Genomic DNA, 18870 nt, shown 5'->3' with positions numbered 1-18870 from the left:
TAATATATAACTTGCTTTTGTTATAGAAAGATATTGGAGATGTATATATGATTTATAAAATGGTATGTATAGATATGGATGGAACTATGCTTGGAAAGAGAAAATCTATATCAGAAGAAAATAAAATGGCTGTAAAAGAGGTTAGTAAAAGAGGAATTAAAGTAGTTGTTACAACAGGAAGGCTTTACAATAATGCAGCATATTATTCTAATCTTATTGGTGCATCAGATTTTGTAATTGCTGGAAATGGAGCTGTTATAAAGGAAAAATATAAAGATAAACCTATATTTAAAAGCGAATTAGATATAGATATTATAAAAAAATTGCTTATAGCAGCTAAAAAGTGCAAGGTTGTATTGCATTTACATACAATTGATGAAGTAATAACAAATAGTGTTTTAAGCAGTTTAATTGCAAAAATAGTTTTACCAGATATAAGAAATAGAGACTTTCCTGTAAATATTAAAGTTCTTAAAGATTTAAAAAATATTGACGATAGTATAAAAGCATATAAAGGTAAAGTAACTAAATGTATAATGTTTTCACCTTTAAAAGAAAGAACAGAATTATTTAGACGAGAAATAGATAAAATTCAAGGAATAACATATTACTGTTCAGGGGGAAGAAGTATAGAAATAAATAAAATAGGTGTTTCAAAAGGAAATGCTGTAAAAATGTTAGCTAAATATTATGGCATTAGAAGAGAAGAAATAATTTGTATAGGTGATAATGAAAATGATATATCAATGATAGAATATGCTGGACTTGGTATAGCTATGGGAAATGGAATTCCAGAGCTTAAAGAGAAAGCAAATTATATAACAGATACAAATATAAATGATGGAGTTAGAAAAGCATTAGAAAAATTTATATTAAATAAGAGATAGAGAAATACTATTATAGAGGTGATTTTATGTTTAATCCATCTAAAATAGTATTTGATGAGAAATCATTACAATATCCTTTAGGCAAAAAATTATTAGAGAAATTTAAAAAAGAAAATAAAAATATAGTAATAAATAAAGGTGGCAGAGTTACTGGTAAAAAAGGAGAAACACCGATACAGAGTTTTGTATCTGGGAAGAAAACTTTAGTTATAGCAGTTAGAAAAATAACTGAATTTCAAAGTTGTAAGCCATCTGCTCACTATCAATTACCATTATTAAGTGGATGTAGTGGTATGTGTGAATATTGTTATTTAAATACTCAGCTTGGAAAGAGACCATCAAGTAGAATATATGTAAATATAGATGAGATTTTAAATAAAGCATTAAAATATATAGAAGAAAGAAAGCCTGCTATAACTGTATTTGAAGGTGCTGCAACATCAGATCCAATACCTGTTGAAGAATATACTGGTTCTATGAAACGTGCCATAGAATTTTTTGGAGCAAATGAATATAGTTTATTTAGATTTGTAACTAAATTTAAAGATATAGATTCATTAATTGGTGCTAAGCATAATGGAAGAACAACAATAAGATTTAGTCTAAATACAAATAAAATTATAAATGAATTTGAAAGAGGAACCGACTGCTTTGAAGAAAGAATAAAAGGAGCTAAAAAGTTGTACGATGACGGATATAAAATTGGTTTTATAATAGCTCCTGTATTTTTATATGATAATTATAAAGATGAATATTTGAATTTAATAAAAAGAATTGGAAATGAGTTTAATGATAAAGAAAGAAAAATTGAAATAGAAGTAATAACTCATAGGTATACAGAGAGAGCTAAAAATCAAATATTAAGTGTTTATCCAAAATCAAAACTTCCAATGGATAAAGAAAATAGAACTTTAAAATATGGTCAATTTGGTTATACAAAGTATGTTTATAACAAGGAAACATTAGAAGAAGTTAAAAGCTTTTTTGAAGAAAATTTAAAAAAATATATTAGTAATTGTATAATAAAGTATATTATTTAAAAAATAATTTTATAGTATTTAAATTAAAATATTAATATTATAGAGAGGTTTAAATTCTTTGACTAAAGAGAATGGATGTAGTATTATTTTTATTATAAGTTTAAAGATAAACTTTTGAAAGCTTAAGATGAATGTGAATTCATCTTCTTTTTTCTGTTTATATGATTATGGAAGGTGATTTTTTTGAATTTAAATATAGTTATGTATCAACCAGAGATACCACAAAATACTGGAAATATAGCAAGAACTTGTGTTTTAACTGGATCTAAGTTACATTTAATAAAGCCTTTAGGATTTGATATAAGTTCAAAACAAGTAAAAAGAGCAGGTCTTGATTACTGGGATGAATTACAACTTGAGGTACATGAAAGTTATGAAGAGTTCATGAAAAAGTATGGGGATAAAAAAATATATTTAGCAACAACTCATGGTGGAGAACATTATGATGAAATTAAGTTTAATGAAGGGGATTTTATTATGTTTGGAAGGGAAACTTGTGGAGTGCCGGAAGATGTTCATAATGCTCATGAAGGATTAAGAGTACCTATGATTAAGACAAGTACTAGAAGTTTAAATCTTTCAAATACAGTTGCTATTGTTGCATATGAAGCATTAAGACAGATGGGATTTCCTAATATGAAATAAAATAAAGGGGGACTGAGTGAATGGAAAAGATTAAAATTATAACAGATAGTACCGTTGATTTACCAAAAGAGCTTTTGAGTGAATTGGATATTGAGGTATTACCAGTTCTTATAAATTTTGGAGAAGAAAGTTATCTAGATGGTGTTGAAATAACATTAGATGAGGTATTCAAAAGAATAGATGAAGGTGATGTATTTCCAACAACAGGTCAGATTACTCCAAATAGATTTGTGGAAACATATAAAAAATATATTGATGAAGGTTACAAAGTTTTAGCTGTGTTAATGTCATCAGGTATGAGTGGAACATATCAATCAGCATGTGTTGCGAAACAAATGTTAGAGACAGATGATGTATATATTGTAGATTCGCAAACAATAACAGCTGGACTTGGTATTTTAGTTTTAAAAGCAGCAAAGCTTAGAGATAGTGGATTAAAAATAGAGGAAATAGTAAATGAATTAGAAGAAGTAAAACCATATATAAATAGTTCATTAAGTTTTGACTCTTTAGATAATTTAGTTAAAGGTGGAAGACTTCCAAAAGCTGTAAGTGTTGTTACAGGAATGCTTGGAATAAAACTTATACTTGAAGTTAAAGATGGAGTTATGGATGTAAAAGGTAAAGTAAGAGGACCTAAAAAAGCGGTTAAGAGAATTATAAGTGATATGGAAGAACTTGTTCCAAGAAAAGATATGCCAGTACTTTTAGTAGATGTTAATTATGATGAAATAACTCAGCCTCTTAAAGAATATTTAGAAAGCAATAATATTGATTATATAGAAGGACCTGTTGGATGTTCAGTAGGAATACATTCAGGAAATAAAGCAGGTGGATTATTTTTTATAAGTGAAAAATTAAATAAATAAAATATATTTAAATAAAAGAAGCATCAAAATTGATGCTTCTTTTATTTTGTATTAAAAAATATTTTTAGGAAAAGATAAAATTGATAAATTTTATAGAGGTGAGAAATTTATGGATAAAATAAATAAAAATAGAGAAATCTCAGTATTACTGCTATTATTGATAAGTTTATATTTAATTATGTTAGTAGGGGGATGTAAAAATGGAGCAGGGTTGGTGCATAGAGGAAAGATAAATGTTGCCCTTATGGCTCAAGATTTTAATGATAAATCATTTGGATTCCTTGCTAAGAAGGGTGCTGATGAAGCAAAGGAGAAATATGATATAGCAACAGAATATGTAGAGTTTTCATCTCAAGTTGAAGGAAGAAATGAGGGAATTGATAATTTACTTAGAAAAACAATAGGAGATACAGCAATGGTAATATGTATGGGAAGGGAAACAAAAGGTGCTGTAGAGAAGGTTGCAAGAGAAAGAAGAGATAAAAGCTTTGCAATAATAGATTCTAAAGTTGAAGAAGCTAATGTTAAATCTATATTATTTAAGCATCAAGAAGGAGCATTTTTAATGGGAATAGTTGCCGGAGGAGAAACAAAAGCTAATAATGTAGGGTTTGTAGGGGCTTTAAATGATGAGAAGGGATTAGAATTTTGCAATGGTTATATAGCGGGTGTAAAAACTGTAAATGAAAAGGCTGCAGAAGGATTAATAGACGGAATAAATACTAGATTTATTCAAACTTATTCAGATGAAAAAAAAGGATATGAGAAAGCTATAGAATTGTATGATCAAGGTTGTGATATATTATTTCAAGCATGTGGAAAAGCAGGATTGGGAGTGTTTAAAGCTGCTAAAGAAAGAGGAAAGTTGGCTATCGGTATAGACGTAGATCAAAAGATAGAACTTCCAGAATATAAAGACCAAATAATATCATCAATGATTAAAAAAGTTGATAAATCCGTATTAAAAGCTTGTAAAGAAATTAAAGAGGGAAGTTTTAAAAGTGGCATAGATAATCTTGAAGAATACGGAGTAAAAGAAGAAATAATAGATTATGCGCCTTCAACAGAACAAAGTGTATCTAACAAAACTATGGAAAATTTAAAAAAATATAAAGAGATGATAAAAAATGGAGAATTACAAATACCAAAAAAATTATATGAAGTTATAGAATTTAAAGCGTAATAATATATAAATAAGTAGATATGTCAGAAAACAATTACAATTTAGTTTGTAAGTAAATTAGTATATGATATAATAATTTAAAAAGAATATTGCTTAGAGTTAATTTAGATGGAGAATAACTCCATCTAAATTAGTTTATATTAAATCATATTAAATTTTTACATATTAAGAAGAGTTAGATTGTAATTTTTTATAGTAATAAATGTGTGTAGAGAAGGGTGATATTATGAAGATGGAGTATTCTATGAATCTTACGCAAGAGCAAAGATTAGTTATGACACAAGAAATGCAAATGTCTATAAAAATGCTTCAAATGTCAGTAAATGATTTAAGAGAATACATAGATAAAGAATTTGAGGAAAATCCAATATTGGACATAAAAGATACAAGTCAGGAAAAGTCTTCAATAAGTGAAGAAAAATTTATGGACAAGTATGATTATAAAGAAATGATAAAATACTTTGAGTTTGATAATTATGGAGCTCAAAGTTATGGAAATTATGATAATGATGAATTATCCCCATTTAATTTTATATCTGAAAAAAAATCACTAAAAGAATATTTACATGAACAACTAATGGAAGTTTATATAGATGAATATACACTAGAAATCGGAGATTATATAATAGAAAATTTAGATCATAGGGGATATTTAGAGTGTAATTTAAAGCAAATATGCAATGAACTTAAAATAAGTGAAGAAAAAGGTGAAGAAGTCTTAAAAATAGTGCAAGATCTTGAGCCTTACGGCATAGGAGCTAGAAATATAAAAGAGTGTTTACTTATTCAATTAAATAAATTAGCTTTAGATGATGACATTATAGTAAAAATGGTTGAAGAAAATCTTGAAGATATAGCTGAAAATAGATACGGAGTTATTGCTAAAAAGTTAAATATATCACCTAGAGAAGCACAAAGATATGGAGATATAATAAAAAGGTTAGAACCAAAACCATCAAGAGGATTTTATACTGGGGAAGAAGTGAAATTTATCATTCCAGATGCAGCTATAAGAGAATTAGATGGTGAATTTATAATAATAATGAATGATAGTGTTGTACCTAAGTTATCAATAAATAAAACTTATAAAGATGTATTAACTAACAATGATGAAATTGCATCAAATTATGTAAAGGATAGGCTTAATAAAGCTTTATTTTTAATAAAAAGTATAGAACAAAGAAGAAGTACATTATATAGGGTTTTGGAAATAATAATAATAAAACAAAGAGAATATTTTGAAAAGGGATATAATTTTTTAAAGCCTATGACTTTAAAAGAAATTGCAGAAGAATTGCAAGTTCATGAATCAACAATAAGTAGAGCAGTTAAAGATAAATACGTATTAACTGATAGAGGAACAGTTAGAATAAAGGATTTATTTACAACAAGCATTTCTTCATTAAATAGTGAGGATACAGGAGTTATAAAAATAAAAAATAAAATAAAAGAAATTATAGAATCAGAAGATAAAAAGAAGCCTTATTCAGATCAAAATATAAGTGATAAATTAAAAGAAAATGGTATGAATATATCAAGAAGAACTGTGGCAAAATACAGAGAGGAAATGCAAATAAGGTCCTCAAGCAAGAGAAAAAGATTATAAATATAAAATAAAATATTTAATTAAATATAAAACAAAACGTTAAATTAGGGATAAAAATGAAAAAAAATAAAATTTATACTTTAAAAATTAGTTAATATAACTTATAATAAGATTGTGGGACAAAAACATTAAGTATGGGACGCTTTATGACCAAAGGAGTGTTGAAGTTGCAGGAAATATTAAAGCTACAGAAAAAGATAGTTCCTGAACTTATAGAGGTACTCGAGAAAAGGTACAATATATTAAGGACTATATTTTTAAATCAGCCTATAGGAAGAAGAGTTTTAGCTAATGAACTTTTACTTAGTGAAAGGGTAGTTAGAACAGAAGTAAGTTTTCTTAAAGGTCAAGGATTAATACAAATTAACACAGCAGGTATGAATGTAACAAGTGCTGGTGAAGAGATAGTTGATAAACTAAGTGAATTTATTCATGAAGTTAGAGGATTATCAGAAATAGAAAAAGGAATTAAGACAGCTCTAAATTTAAAAGATGTTATAGTAGTACCTGGGGATATAAATGTTAATCAATCAGTACTTAAAGATATTGGTAAAGCAGCGTCTAATTACTTAAGAAAGATAATAAAAGCCAATTCAATTATTGCGCTAACTGGAGGAACTTCAGTTAAGGAAGTTGTTGAAGCTTTTGGAAGTATAAGAAATGTTCCAAATGTTTTAGTAGTTCCAGCAAGAGGTGGACTTGGTAGAAATGTAGAAACACAAGCTAATACATTAGTAGCATTACTTGCTAAGAAAACTAATGGAACTTATAAGATGCTTCATGTACCAGAAAGTGTTAGTTTAAAGGTTTTAAATTCTTTAAAAGAAGAAGACTCTATAAAAGATGTAGTAGATAGTATACACAATGCTGATATATTTATATATGGTGTTGGTGATGCTTTTGAAATGGCTAAAAAAAGAGGTCTTACTGAAGAAAGTGTAAAAAAACTAACAGAACTCAATGCTGTAGGAGAAGCATTTGGATGTTATTTTGATAAAAATTCAACAGTGGTTTCAAGTACAACCGCTATTGGAATAAATATAGATGAAGCCAGAAAAATTAACACGCATATTGTCGTGGCTGGTGGAAAAAATAAAGTTGAGCCGATTATAGCGACTCAAAAAAATAATGAAAATGGTGTTTTGATCACCGATGAAGCTACTGCAAGATCTATCTTAGATATTTTAAGCAGTTGTAACAATTAATTTGTTTATAAAAAAATTTTTTATAAAAGCTATTTTTAGGAGGTATTTACATTATGGTAAATGTAGCAATTAATGGATTTGGAAGAATAGGAAGATTAGCGTTAAGATTAATGATCAACAACCCAGAATTTAACGTTGTTGCAATCAATGACTTAACAGATGCTAAAATGTTAGCTCACTTATTCAAGTATGACTCAGCACAAGGAAGATTCGATGGAGAAATCGAAGTTAAAGAAGGAGCTTTCGTAGTAAACGGAAAAGAAATCAAAGTTACTGCAAATGCTAACCCAGCTGAATTACCATGGGGAGAATTAGGAGTAGACATCGTATTAGAATGTACTGGATTCTTCGCTTCAAAAGAAAAAGCTTCAGCTCATATCGAAGCAGGTGCTAAGAAAGTTGTTATATCAGCTCCAGCTGGAAACGACCTTCCAACAGTTGTATTCAACGTAAACAACGAAATATTAAAAGCAGAAGACACAGTTATTTCAGGTGCTTCATGTACAACTAACTGTTTAGCTCCAATGGCTAAAGTATTAAATGATTCATTTGGATTAAAAGAAGGATTCATGACTACAATCCACGCTTACACAAATGACCAAAACACTTTAGATGCTCCACACAGAAAAGGAGATTTAAGAAGAGCTAGAGCTGCTGCAGGATCAATCATTCCTAATTCAACAGGAGCTGCTAAAGCAATCGGATTAGTTATCCCAGAATTAGCTGGAAAATTAGACGGAAACGCTCAAAGAGTTCCAGTAATCACTGGTTCATTAACTGAATTAGTATGTGTACTTGACAAGAAAGTAACTGCTGAAGAAATAAACGCTGCAATGAAAGCTGCTGCAAATGAATCATTCGGATACACTGAAGATCCAATAGTATCAGCTGACGTTATCGGAATTAGCTTCGGATCATTATTCGATGCAACTCAAACAAAAATCATGGAAGTTAACGGAGAACAATTAGTTAAAGTTGCTTCATGGTACGACAACGAAATGTCATACACTAACCAATTAATCAGAACTTTAGGATACTTCGCTAACTTAAAGTAGTCTATTAATTAGATAGTAAACATAAAGTTTTATAAGTCTGGTTTTGTAGTATAAGGCTATAAGGCCAGACTATTTTAAAATATAGGTATAATTTATTTTAAGAGGTGAAAAGAATGAACTTCAATAAAAAGACTATAGAAGATATCAATGTAAAAGGTAAAAAAGTTTTAGTAAGATGTGACTTTAACGTACCACTAAAAGATGGTGTTATAACTGATGAAAATAGATTAAACGGAGCACTTCCAACTATCAAATATTTAGTTGACAATGGTGCTAAAGTTATTCTTTGTTCACATATGGGTAAACCAAAGGGAGAACCAAAGCCAGAATTATCATTAGCACCAGTTGCTAAGAGATTAAGTGAAATGCTTGGAAAAGAAGTTGTTTTTGCAGCTGACAACAATGTTGTTGGAGAAAATGCTAAAAAAGCAGTAGCTGAAATGAAAGACGGAGACGTTGTTTTATTAGAAAACACTAGATATAGAAAAGAAGAAACTAAAAATGGAGAAGAATTCTCAAAAGAATTAGCTTCACTTGCTGAAATTTTTGTAAATGATGCTTTCGGAACAGCACACAGAGCTCACTGTTCAACAGTTGGTGTTACTGATTTCATAGATACAGCTGTATGTGGATACTTAATCCAAAAAGAATTAAAATTCTTAGGAGATGCTGTTGAAAATCCAGAAAGACCATTTGTAGCAATCTTAGGAGGAGCTAAAGTTTCAGATAAAATTGCAGTTATAAATAACCTTTTAGATAAAGTTGATACTTTAATAATAGGTGGAGGAATGGCTTATACATTCTTAAAAGCTCAAGGATTTGAAGTTGGAACTTCATTAGTTGAAGAAGACAGAATTGAATATGCTAAAGAAATGATTGAAAAAGCTAAAGCTAAGGGAGTTAATTTCTTATTACCAGTAGATCACAGAGTAGCTACAGAATTTAAAGATGTAGAAGCTACTATTACTGAAGATCAAAACATTCCAGCTGGAAGCATGGGATTAGATATTGGACCAAAAACAGAAAAATTATATGCTGATGCAATTAAAGATGCTAAAACAGTTATTTGGAATGGACCAATGGGAGTATTCGAATTCGAAAACTTCAACAAAGGTACAATTGCAGTAGCTAAGGCTATGGCTGATTCAAATGCTACAACTATAATTGGTGGTGGAGATTCAGCTGCAGCTGTAAATATATTAGGATTTGGAGATAAGATGACTCATATCTCAACTGGTGGTGGAGCATCACTTGAATTCTTAGAAGGTAAGGTATTACCAGGAATAGATGCTTTAAATAGCTAATAAGCTGCCTAAATAGTTTTTATAAATAAATATTGCCACTCTTTATAGAGAAAAAAAGAGTGGCTCTATGTTTTATTAAATTTGGTTAAAAACATTAAATAAATTTAGAGGTGATTTTAATGAGAAAAGCAATAATCGCAGGAAACTGGAAAATGCACAAAACTCCAGCAGAAGCTGTAGAGTTCATTAACGAATTTAAACCATTAGTAAAGGATGCTACTTGTGATGTAGTTCTTTGCCCAACATTCGTATGTTTAGAAGCTGCTGTAAATGCTGCTAAAGGATCAAATGTTAAAATAGCTGCACAAAACATGCACTTTGAAGAAAGTGGAGCTTTCACAGGAGAAGTTGCTCCAGGAATGCTTGAAGCTATGGGTGTTGAATACGTAGTAATCGGACACAGTGAAAGAAGAGAATACTTCAACGAAACTGATGAAACTTGTAACAAAAAAGTTAAAGCTGCACTTAAGCACAACATAACTCCAATCCTTTGCTGTGGAGAAACTTTAGAGCAAAGAGAATCAGGAAAATATGTAGAAGTTTTAGCAGGACAAATCAAAGCTGATTTAGAAGGATTAACTAAAGAAGAAGCAGAAAAAGTTGTTATAGCTTATGAACCAATTTGGGCTATCGGAACTGGAAAAACTGCTACATCAGAACAAGCAAACGAAACTATAGCTTCAATCAGAAAAGTTGTAGCTGAAATGTTCGGACAAGAAGTTGCTGATAAAGTAAGAATTCAATATGGTGGATCAGTTAAGCCAGCTACAATAAAAGAGCAAATGGCTCAATCAGATATCGATGGAGCTTTAGTTGGAGGAGCTAGCTTAGTAGCTTCAGACTTTGCTCAAATCGTTAACTACTAATATTAATTAACTTATTAATATTTAGAATTAACATAAAAGGCAATAGTCATGATTGAATAATAGCAATTCTTTCATACTATTGCTTTTTATTGTTTGTATTATTATATTGTAGTATAATATAAATGAAAAAAGTAGAGTATAATAGTAATATTTTTATTATTTATTAAAGTAAATAAATGGAGGTAGAGTAATGGCAAAGAAACCAGTAATGTTAATGATACTAGATGGTTTTGGAATAGCAGAAGCTTCAGAAGGTAATGCTGTTTCATTAGCTAAAAAACCAAATTTTGATAGATTAGTGAAGGAATACCCACATTCAATGCTACAAGCTTCAGGAATGGCTGTAGGTCTTCCAGAAGGACAAATGGGTAATTCAGAAGTTGGGCATTTAAATATAGGTGCAGGTAGAATAGTATACCAAGAGCTTACAAGAATAACTAAGGCAATAGCTGATGGTGAATTCTTTAAAAATGAAGAATTATTAAAAGCTATGAAAAATGCTAAAGAAAATAATTCAGCATTACACTTAATGGGATTATTATCAAATGGTGGAGTTCATTCACATATAGATCACTTAAAAGGACTTTTAGAGTTTGCTAAAAAAGAAGGACTTCAAAAAGTTTATGTTCATGCATTTATGGATGGTAGAGATGTTGCACCTTCATCAGGTAAAGAATTTATAGAAAAAACTGAAGCTATGATGAAGGAAGTTGGAGTAGGTCAAATAGCTACAATTAGTGGTAGATACTACGCAATGGATAGAGATAATAGATGGGAAAGAGTTGAACTTGCATATAATGCAATAGTTAAAGGTACTGGTGAAACTGCAAATAGTGCAGTAGAAGCTATAGAAAAATCATACCATGATAATAAAACTGATGAATTTGTATTACCAACAGTAATATTAGAAGATGGACACCCAACTACAACAGTTAAAAGTGGAGATTCAGTAATATTCTTTAACTTTAGACCTGATAGAGCTAGAGAACTTACAAGAGCTTTAACTCAAAAAGATTTTGATGGATTTAATGCTGAAAAGTTACAATTAACTTTTGTTACAATGACTCAATATGATAAAACTTTTGAAGGAGTTAATGTAGCATTTAAAGCTCAAACATTAACTAATACTTTAGGAGAGTTTGTTGCAAATAAAGGATTAAATCAATTAAGAATAGCAGAAACAGAAAAATATGCTCACGTAACATTCTTCTTTAATGGTGGAGTAGAAAAGCCAAATGAAAATGAAGATAGAGCATTAATAGCTTCACCAAAGGTTGCTACATATGATTTAAAACCAGAAATGAGTGCATATGAAGTAACAGAAGAGTTAATTAAGAGAATAGATAGTGATAAATATGATATGATTATATTAAACTATGCTAATCCTGATATGGTAGGACACACAGGAGTAATTCCAGCTGCTGTTAAAGCTATTGAAACTGTAGATGAATGTTTAGGTAAAGTTGCAGATAAGATATTAGAAAAAGACGGATCATTATTTATAACTGCAGACCACGGAAATGCAGAAACAATGATAGATTTCTCAACAGGAAATCCATTTACAGCTCATACAACTGATCCAGTTCCATTTGTTTGGGTTTCAAATCATTCAAAAGGAAAATCTTTAGAAGATGGTAAATTATCAGATATAGCACCAACTATGCTTAAAGAAATGGGTATAGATAAACCAGAAGAAATGACTGGACATTCATTAATAAAATAATGTTTAGTAATAAATAATTATAAATAAAATTATGGAACTCACAATATTTATTGTGGGTTCTATTTTTATATAAATATATTTTATATTATATTTTAGTTTTAAATATTAAAAATAAATTTTTGATATATTATTTAATATAAAAATATAGTAAAATAAAATATATTAAATAATAATTAATATTTAGGAGGAGTTATGAAGAAGTTAATAAATACATCATTTATTTATGCAATATTAGCTTTAGCATCTGGGGTTTTTTATCGTGAATTTACAAGAATGTTTGATTATGTAGGAAAAACTACATTATCAGTTATGCATGTACATTTACTTGTAATGGGAAGTTTGGTATTTTTGTTGCTTGTATTATTTGAAAAACAATTTAAAATAACTGAAAACAGATTTTTTAATAAGTTCTTTCTAACATATAATATTGGACTAGCTTTCATGGTTATAATGTTTATTTGGAGAGGAATAGATCAAGTTTTATTATTAAATGGAGGAGCTATGATTTCAGGAATAGCTGGTCTTTCTCACATATTATTTTCTATTGGAATTATAATGATGTTTATTCTTTTAAAAAAAGAAGTAGTAAAAGAAAAATAATATATTAAATAAATAAAAAACAACGATTTTAAATCTATCGTTGTTTTTTTATGTTTAAACTAAATTTCATTTAAAATAATTTAAATTTAGTTTGAACTCCAAGTTTTAAAGTATCATTTACTATCTCAAAAAAATTTAAAGTTATATTGTAATTATCTTTTAATTTAAGTATTATATCAGAATTAGCTTTATCAACATCTATTGCATTATTACTTGTTAAATTATTAAATATAATGTTTTTATTAATATTTATAAATCCAAGTTTACCACCTTCATAATGAAGTATTCCATTACCATTTTTAGAAAAACAAGAAAAAGTAAGTTTTGCTTCTAAAGGTATGTTTAAATATTTAAATTGTATATAAAGATTTAAATATTTTCCATCAATTAAAACTTTTAATCCTTCTATTTTATAATTTATGTTAGGATCATTTTGTATAGCAAGTATGGCTAAATTAGTTAAATCAACATCAGAAAGTTCTATATTTGATTTTGTTACAATTTCTTTTAAAGAAAAATTTAAGTCATTTGGAATAAGCTTTAGTGCTACTTCTAATGGGTCAACTTTTATCTCTGAAGTTATAGGTGTAACTGGAACCTTTGGTTTAAATGAAAATTGATATAAAGAAAAAGCTCCAAGTATTATTACAATTAATATTATAATAGGTATTAAAATAACTTTGCTTTTATTTTTTGACATAATATCAAGTCTCCTTTAAATTAGCTATATATGTTTATGATAACATAAATTAAATATCTTAAATTTTAATATTATAAAAATAATAGTAAATATATACAAGTATTTTATATATTTTTAAAATAAATTATTTCAAATTTAAACTTTATATTTTCTAGTTGTCTTATTTTGTATATCTACCTTCTAATATATAATTTAGAATTTTTATATATTTCTAAATTAATATTTTTATATGCTTTAAAACATAAAAAATAATTATAAAAATGATAAATTAATTTTTATATAGTTATTTTTTAATATTAAATTTTTAAATAATAATTATAATAATATTATTATTTAATTTAATTAAAAGATAAATAAATGTACATATATTTAAATAATTTTATAAATTATCACAATAAAAAATAACTTTAATATTATGATAGTAAGAAATAATATAATTAGGATACTAAAATGAGAAAAAATTATGATTATTCAGTTTGTTTTGATAAGAAAACAGAAGAATTATTTAAAAAGTCAACCTATTTAGGTCAAGGAAATAACGGAATAGTATTTGAACTTCCAGAAAATAAGATAATAAAAATATTCCAAAAGGAAAAAATATGTAAAGCAGAGGCTAATACATTAATTAAATGTAAAAAATCAAAATACTTTCCTAAAATTTATTCATCAGGTTCATTGTATATTATAAGAGAAAAAGTAAACGGTATACGTTTAGATAAGTACATAAAGAGAAATGGTTTAAGTAAAGAATTAACAAAAGAAATATATAAACTATTAAAAGAATTTAAAAAGCTTAAATTTACTAAATTAGATACAAGATGTAGAGATGTATATGTAACAAAAGATTTTAAACTTATGATGATAGATCCAAAAGGATGTTACAGTAGGAAAGTAGATTTTCCAAGACATTTAATGAAAAAACTTAATAAACTTGGAGTATTAAATACTTTTTTAGATAATATTAATGAGATAGACTCTAAATCAGCAAAGTATTGGAAAATTCAACTTGATAAATATTTTAAGAAGGAAAATATAGAATATTTATAAAGTATAAAAAGTCCTATTAGGGCTTTTTATACTTTATAAATAAAAAATAAACTAATATTGTATTATAAAAATAGATATAATGTTAATAAAAATGAAATAAAATATCAGTTGATTGACATTATCAACAAAAGAGTTATAATATATATATAAATAAAAGATATCAAACTTGTAAATAATATTTAGGGTAATAGATTTAAAGGAGGAGATTACATATGAAACAATATGTAGAAATAGTAGATATAGTAGCAAGAGAAATTTTAGACTCAAGATCATTTCCAACAGTTGAAGTTGAAGTATATTTAGAAGATGGAACAATAGGAAGGGCAGCAGTGCCATCAGGTGCATCAACAGGTATATTTGAAGCTGTAGAACTTAGAGATGGAGATAAAGAAAGATTTAATGGTAAGGGTGTTTTAAATGCAGTTAAAAATGTAAATGACACTATTGCAGATGAACTTATTGGTCTTAATGCATTAGATCAAACATTTATAGATAAAACTTTAATAGAGTTAGATGGAACTAAAAATAAAGGAAAACTTGGAGCTAATGCTATACTTGGAGTATCACTTGCAGTAGCAAGAGCAGCAGCTGAATATTTAGGATTACCTTTATATCAATATGTTGGTGGAGTAAATGCAAAAGTTTTACCAGTACCAATGATGAATATTATAAATGGTGGAGAACATGCTGATAACTCAGTAGACCTTCAAGAATTTATGATTATGCCAGCTGGAGCATGTGATTTTAGAGAAGCATTAAGAATGTGTTCAGAAGTATATCATGCTCTTAAAAAATTATTAAATGAAAAAGGATATTCAACAGGTGTGGGTGACGAAGGTGGATTTGCACCAAACTTAAAATCAAATGAAGAAGCAATTGAAGTTATAATTGAAGCAATCGAAAAAGCTGGATTTAAACCAGGAAAAGATATATTTATTGCTTTAGACCCAGCTTCATCAGAATTCTTTGAAGATGGTAAATATGTATTAAAACATGAAGGAAAAACACTAACACCAGAAGAAATGGTTGGATTCTATGAAAACTTAGTAAATAAATATCCAATTATATCAATAGAAGATGGTATGGCAGAAGAAGATTACGAAGGTTGGAAAATCATGACTGAAAGATTAGGAAATAAGATACAATTAGTTGGTGATGATTTATTCGTAACAAATACTGAAAGATTAAAAATGGGTATTGAAAAGGGAATTGCAAACTCAATACTTATAAAACTTAACCAAATTGGTACATTAACAGAAACATTAGATGCTATTGAAATGGCAAATAGAGCTGGATATACAGCAGTAATTTCACATAGATCAGGAGAAACAGAAGATACAACAATTTCAGATTTAGTTGTAGCTGTAAATGCAGGTCAAATTAAGACTGGTGCACCAGGAAGATCAGAAAGAGTTGCTAAGTATAACCAATTATTAAGAATAGCAGAAGAACTTGATGATGTAGCTCAATATAGAGGAATGGATGCTTTCTTTAATATAAAAAAATAGTATAAACGTATTTTTGTATAAATTTTCAAGATGAGTATAGAAATAAATTTTTCTTTATGATATACTTATTAAGTTAAATAGTATAAAATTAGCGTTTAGATATTAGGAGGTGTTCCCATGCAAACAGCTTTATTAGTACTTGAGGTTATACTTGGAATTATTGTTGTTGTATCAGTACTTATGCAACCAAGTAAGTCTGATGCATTAAGCGGACTTATTCAAGGAAGTAACAACGATACTTTCTTCTCAAGAAATAAATCAAGAACAAAAGAAGTTATGTTAGAGAGAGTAACAATAGTAAGTATGTTACTATTTGCTATAAACACAATGGTTTTAAATATGATATAACATGTGTGGGAATCACAAGTTAAACTTTAATCTGATACAAATTTAAGTTTGTATCAGATTTTTTTATTATATAAAAATTTTAAAAAATATAAGTATTAAATTCTAATAATCATACAAAACTCATAGGTATATATTAGTATAATTTATGCTAAAACATACTTAAGTGAGGTGTAAATATGAATATTTTAATATTACCATTGCTCTGTGGAATTATATCATTAATAGTATTATTCATTATGAAAAGTAGGATTATAAAAAAAGATGATGGAAATGAAAAGATGAGGGAAATTGCATCACATATCGAAGAAGGTGCTATGGCATTTATAAAAAAAGAGTATAAGTATCTTTCAATATTTGTTGCATGCATTTTTATACTCATTTTTATTTTTTTAAATTATAAAACAGCTATATCATTTTTAGTTGGAGCAATATTTTCTATGATAGCTGGATACATTGGTATGAGGACAGCTGTTAAAGCAAATGTAAGAACAGCAAGTGCAGCAACACATGGAATGAAGGAGGCGTTAGGAATAGCATTTTCAGGTGGTGCTGTTATGGGGCTTTCTGTTGTTGGACTTGGGATTTTGGGGTTAACAGTATTTGCATATATATTTGATTTAAATGCAGAATATATAACTGGTTTTGGTCTTGGAGCTTCATCAATAGCTCTTTTTGCAAGAGTTGGTGGAGGAATATATACAAAAGCTGCAGATGTTGGTGCAGATTTGGTTGGTAAAGTTGAGGCAGGAATACCAGAGGATGATCCAAGAAATCCAGCTGTAATAGCTGATAATGTTGGTGATAATGTTGGTGATGTGTGTGGAATGGGAGCAGATCTTTTTGAATCTTATGTAGGTTCCATAATATCTGCAATAACTTTAGGTTCTGTACTTTCTGTTTCGGTAGGAAAGGAAGCTATATTATATCCATTAGTACTTGCTGGAGTTGGAATTTTATCATCACTTATAGGAATGTATATAGTAAAATCTTATAAAGGAAATGAGCCGCAAAAAGCTCTTAATTTAGGTAGTTTTTTATCAGGATTTATAGCACTTATATTAAGTTTAATAACTTCTTTATATTTGTTTTCTAGCTTAAAGTTATTTATACCTGTTTTAGTTGGAGTATGTGTTGGACTTTTAATTGGAAAAATTACAGAAGTTTATACATCTTCAGATTATAAATCAGTTAAGTTTATAGCTAAAGAAAGTGAAACAGGAGCTGCAACTAATATAATAGCAGGATTAGCAGTTGGGATGAAATCAACAGTTATACCAATACTTTTAATTGTTATTGGAATATTAATATCTTATTTCTTTACAGGAGGTTCAGAAAATTCAATATTAGGGTTATACTCTATAGCTATTTCTGCTGTAGGAATGCTTTCAACAACGGCTATAACTGTTGCAGTTGATGCTTATGGACCGATTGCTGATAATGCAGGTGGAATAGCTGAAATGAGTGAATTAGATGAAAGTGTTAGAGAAATTACAGATAAATTAGATTCAGTTGGTAATACAACAGCTGCCATTGGAAAGGGATTTGCAATAGGTTCAGCTGCTCTTACAGCATTAGCTCTTTTTGCATCATATACCCAAGCTGTTAATTTAGAAACAATAAATTTATTAAATCCATTAACCTTAGTTGGTGTTTTAATTGGGGGGATGCTTCCTTTTTTATTTGGAGCTTTAACAATGCAATCAGTTGGTAAAGCGGCTGGTGAAATGGTTGAAGAAGTAAGGAGACAATTTAAGGAAAAGCCAGGTCTATTAAAAGGAATAGAAAAGCCTGATTATTCAACTTGTGTTGAAATATCAACAAGAGCAGCTCTTAGAGAAATGATAATACCAGGAATAATAGCTGTTTTATCTCCAATAGTTGTTGGATTATTATTAGGTAAAGAGGCCCTTGCTGGATTGATTGCAGGAGGAGTTATAACTGGAGTGATGATGGCTATATTAATGTCAAATGCAGGTGGAGCATGGGATAATGCTAAAAAATATATTGAAGGAGGAGCTTGTGGAGGAAAAGGAAGCGACTCTCATAAGGCTGGAGTAGTTGGAGATACTGTAGGAGATCCTTTTAAAGATACTTCAGGACCAAGTATGAATATATTAATTAAACTTATGACAATAGTTGCAGTTGTATTTGCTCCACTTATAGTTGAATTTGGAGGAATATTATTTTAGATTTTATAAACTTATAATTAGTATTTAAAATAAAAGAGCTAAGTAATATTTAAACTTTATATTATTTAGCTCTAATTTTATAATGAAAATTAATA

Annotated in this window: 17 protein-coding genes; 16 read left to right on the top strand and 1 reads right to left on the bottom strand. The window is 28.3% G+C overall.

Features of this window, described 5'->3' with window-relative positions:
- Positions 1–47 precede the first annotated feature (47 nt).
- From AC4FQW_RS11065 to AC4FQW_RS11010, 12 genes are all read left to right on the top strand, one after another.
- Entirely contained in the window at positions 48–887 is an 840-nt protein-coding gene (locus tag AC4FQW_RS11065) for a Cof-type HAD-IIB family hydrolase (protein ID WP_491149079.1), read from the top strand.
- 26 nt (positions 888–913) lie between these two features.
- Positions 914–1927 carry a spore photoproduct lyase gene (splB, locus tag AC4FQW_RS11060; RefSeq protein ID WP_303130083.1) on the top strand — a complete coding sequence of 338 codons (1014 nt, stop codon included), beginning with the start codon at positions 914–916 and terminating at the stop codon, positions 1925–1927.
- 183 nt (positions 1928–2110) lie between these two features.
- Positions 2111–2572 (top strand): tRNA (cytidine(34)-2'-O)-methyltransferase, encoded by a 462-nt coding sequence (locus tag AC4FQW_RS11055; protein ID WP_303130081.1) that lies wholly within the window; start codon positions 2111–2113, stop codon positions 2570–2572.
- Positions 2573–2592: 20 nt separating this feature from the next.
- Entirely contained in the window at positions 2593–3441 is an 849-nt protein-coding gene (locus AC4FQW_RS11050) for a DegV family protein (RefSeq protein WP_491149077.1), read from the top strand.
- 109 nt (positions 3442–3550) lie between these two features.
- The gene (locus AC4FQW_RS11045) at positions 3551–4624 is read left to right on the top strand and encodes a BMP family lipoprotein (RefSeq protein ID WP_303130077.1); all 1074 of its coding nucleotides are present in this window, start codon (positions 3551–3553) and stop codon (positions 4622–4624) included.
- A 226-nt stretch (positions 4625–4850) separates the two neighbouring features.
- On the top strand, positions 4851–6230 hold the full coding sequence (gene rpoN, locus AC4FQW_RS11040) for an RNA polymerase factor sigma-54 (RefSeq protein WP_491149075.1): 1380 nt from the start codon (positions 4851–4853) through the stop codon (positions 6228–6230).
- Positions 6231–6376: 146 nt separating this feature from the next.
- The gene (locus tag AC4FQW_RS11035) at positions 6377–7435 is read left to right on the top strand and encodes a sugar-binding transcriptional regulator (RefSeq protein WP_303130073.1); all 1059 of its coding nucleotides are present in this window, start codon (positions 6377–6379) and stop codon (positions 7433–7435) included.
- 53 nt (positions 7436–7488) lie between these two features.
- The gene (gap, locus tag AC4FQW_RS11030; protein WP_491149073.1) at positions 7489–8490 is read left to right on the top strand and encodes a type I glyceraldehyde-3-phosphate dehydrogenase; all 1002 of its coding nucleotides are present in this window, start codon (positions 7489–7491) and stop codon (positions 8488–8490) included.
- A 113-nt stretch (positions 8491–8603) separates the two neighbouring features.
- Complete coding sequence (locus AC4FQW_RS11025) at positions 8604–9794, top strand: phosphoglycerate kinase (protein WP_491149071.1); 1191 nt, start codon at positions 8604–8606, stop codon at positions 9792–9794.
- Between the two features lie 119 nt (positions 9795–9913).
- Positions 9914–10660 (top strand): triose-phosphate isomerase, encoded by a 747-nt coding sequence (tpiA, locus tag AC4FQW_RS11020; RefSeq protein ID WP_303130067.1) that lies wholly within the window; start codon positions 9914–9916, stop codon positions 10658–10660.
- 190 nt (positions 10661–10850) lie between these two features.
- On the top strand, positions 10851–12383 hold the full coding sequence (gene gpmI, locus AC4FQW_RS11015) for a 2,3-bisphosphoglycerate-independent phosphoglycerate mutase (protein WP_491149069.1): 1533 nt from the start codon (positions 10851–10853) through the stop codon (positions 12381–12383).
- 192 nt (positions 12384–12575) lie between these two features.
- Positions 12576–12983: a DUF2871 domain-containing protein gene (locus AC4FQW_RS11010; RefSeq protein ID WP_491149067.1), complete on the top strand. Its 408-nt coding sequence runs from the start codon at positions 12576–12578 to the stop codon at positions 12981–12983.
- A gap of 70 nt (positions 12984–13053) precedes the next feature.
- Here the strand turns inward: AC4FQW_RS11010 and AC4FQW_RS11005 are convergent, their stop codons facing one another.
- Entirely contained in the window at positions 13054–13683 is a 630-nt protein-coding gene (locus tag AC4FQW_RS11005) for a hypothetical protein (RefSeq protein ID WP_491149066.1), read from the bottom strand.
- A 450-nt stretch (positions 13684–14133) separates the two neighbouring features.
- Here AC4FQW_RS11005 and AC4FQW_RS11000 point away from each other — a divergent pair, with 450 nt between their 5' ends.
- The 4 genes from AC4FQW_RS11000 to AC4FQW_RS10985 all read left to right on the top strand — a co-directional run bounded on the left by AC4FQW_RS11000 (position 14134) and on the right by AC4FQW_RS10985 (position 18775).
- Positions 14134–14730, top strand: coding sequence for a protein kinase (locus AC4FQW_RS11000; RefSeq protein ID WP_303130210.1), 597 nt, complete (start codon positions 14134–14136; stop codon positions 14728–14730).
- 212 nt (positions 14731–14942) lie between these two features.
- Positions 14943–16238, top strand: a complete 1296-nt coding sequence (gene eno / locus AC4FQW_RS10995) for a phosphopyruvate hydratase (RefSeq protein ID WP_303130208.1) — start codon at positions 14943–14945, stop codon at positions 16236–16238.
- Positions 16239–16355: 117 nt separating this feature from the next.
- Positions 16356–16586, top strand: coding sequence for a preprotein translocase subunit SecG (gene secG, locus AC4FQW_RS10990; RefSeq protein ID WP_303130206.1), 231 nt, complete (start codon positions 16356–16358; stop codon positions 16584–16586).
- Between the two features lie 176 nt (positions 16587–16762).
- The gene (locus AC4FQW_RS10985) at positions 16763–18775 is read left to right on the top strand and encodes a sodium-translocating pyrophosphatase (RefSeq protein WP_491149062.1); all 2013 of its coding nucleotides are present in this window, start codon (positions 16763–16765) and stop codon (positions 18773–18775) included.
- Positions 18776–18870 lie beyond the last annotated feature (95 nt).

This window comes from Clostridium sp. TJA085 (assembly GCF_058310235.1).
This window is presented reverse-complemented; position numbering and strand designations above follow the sequence as displayed.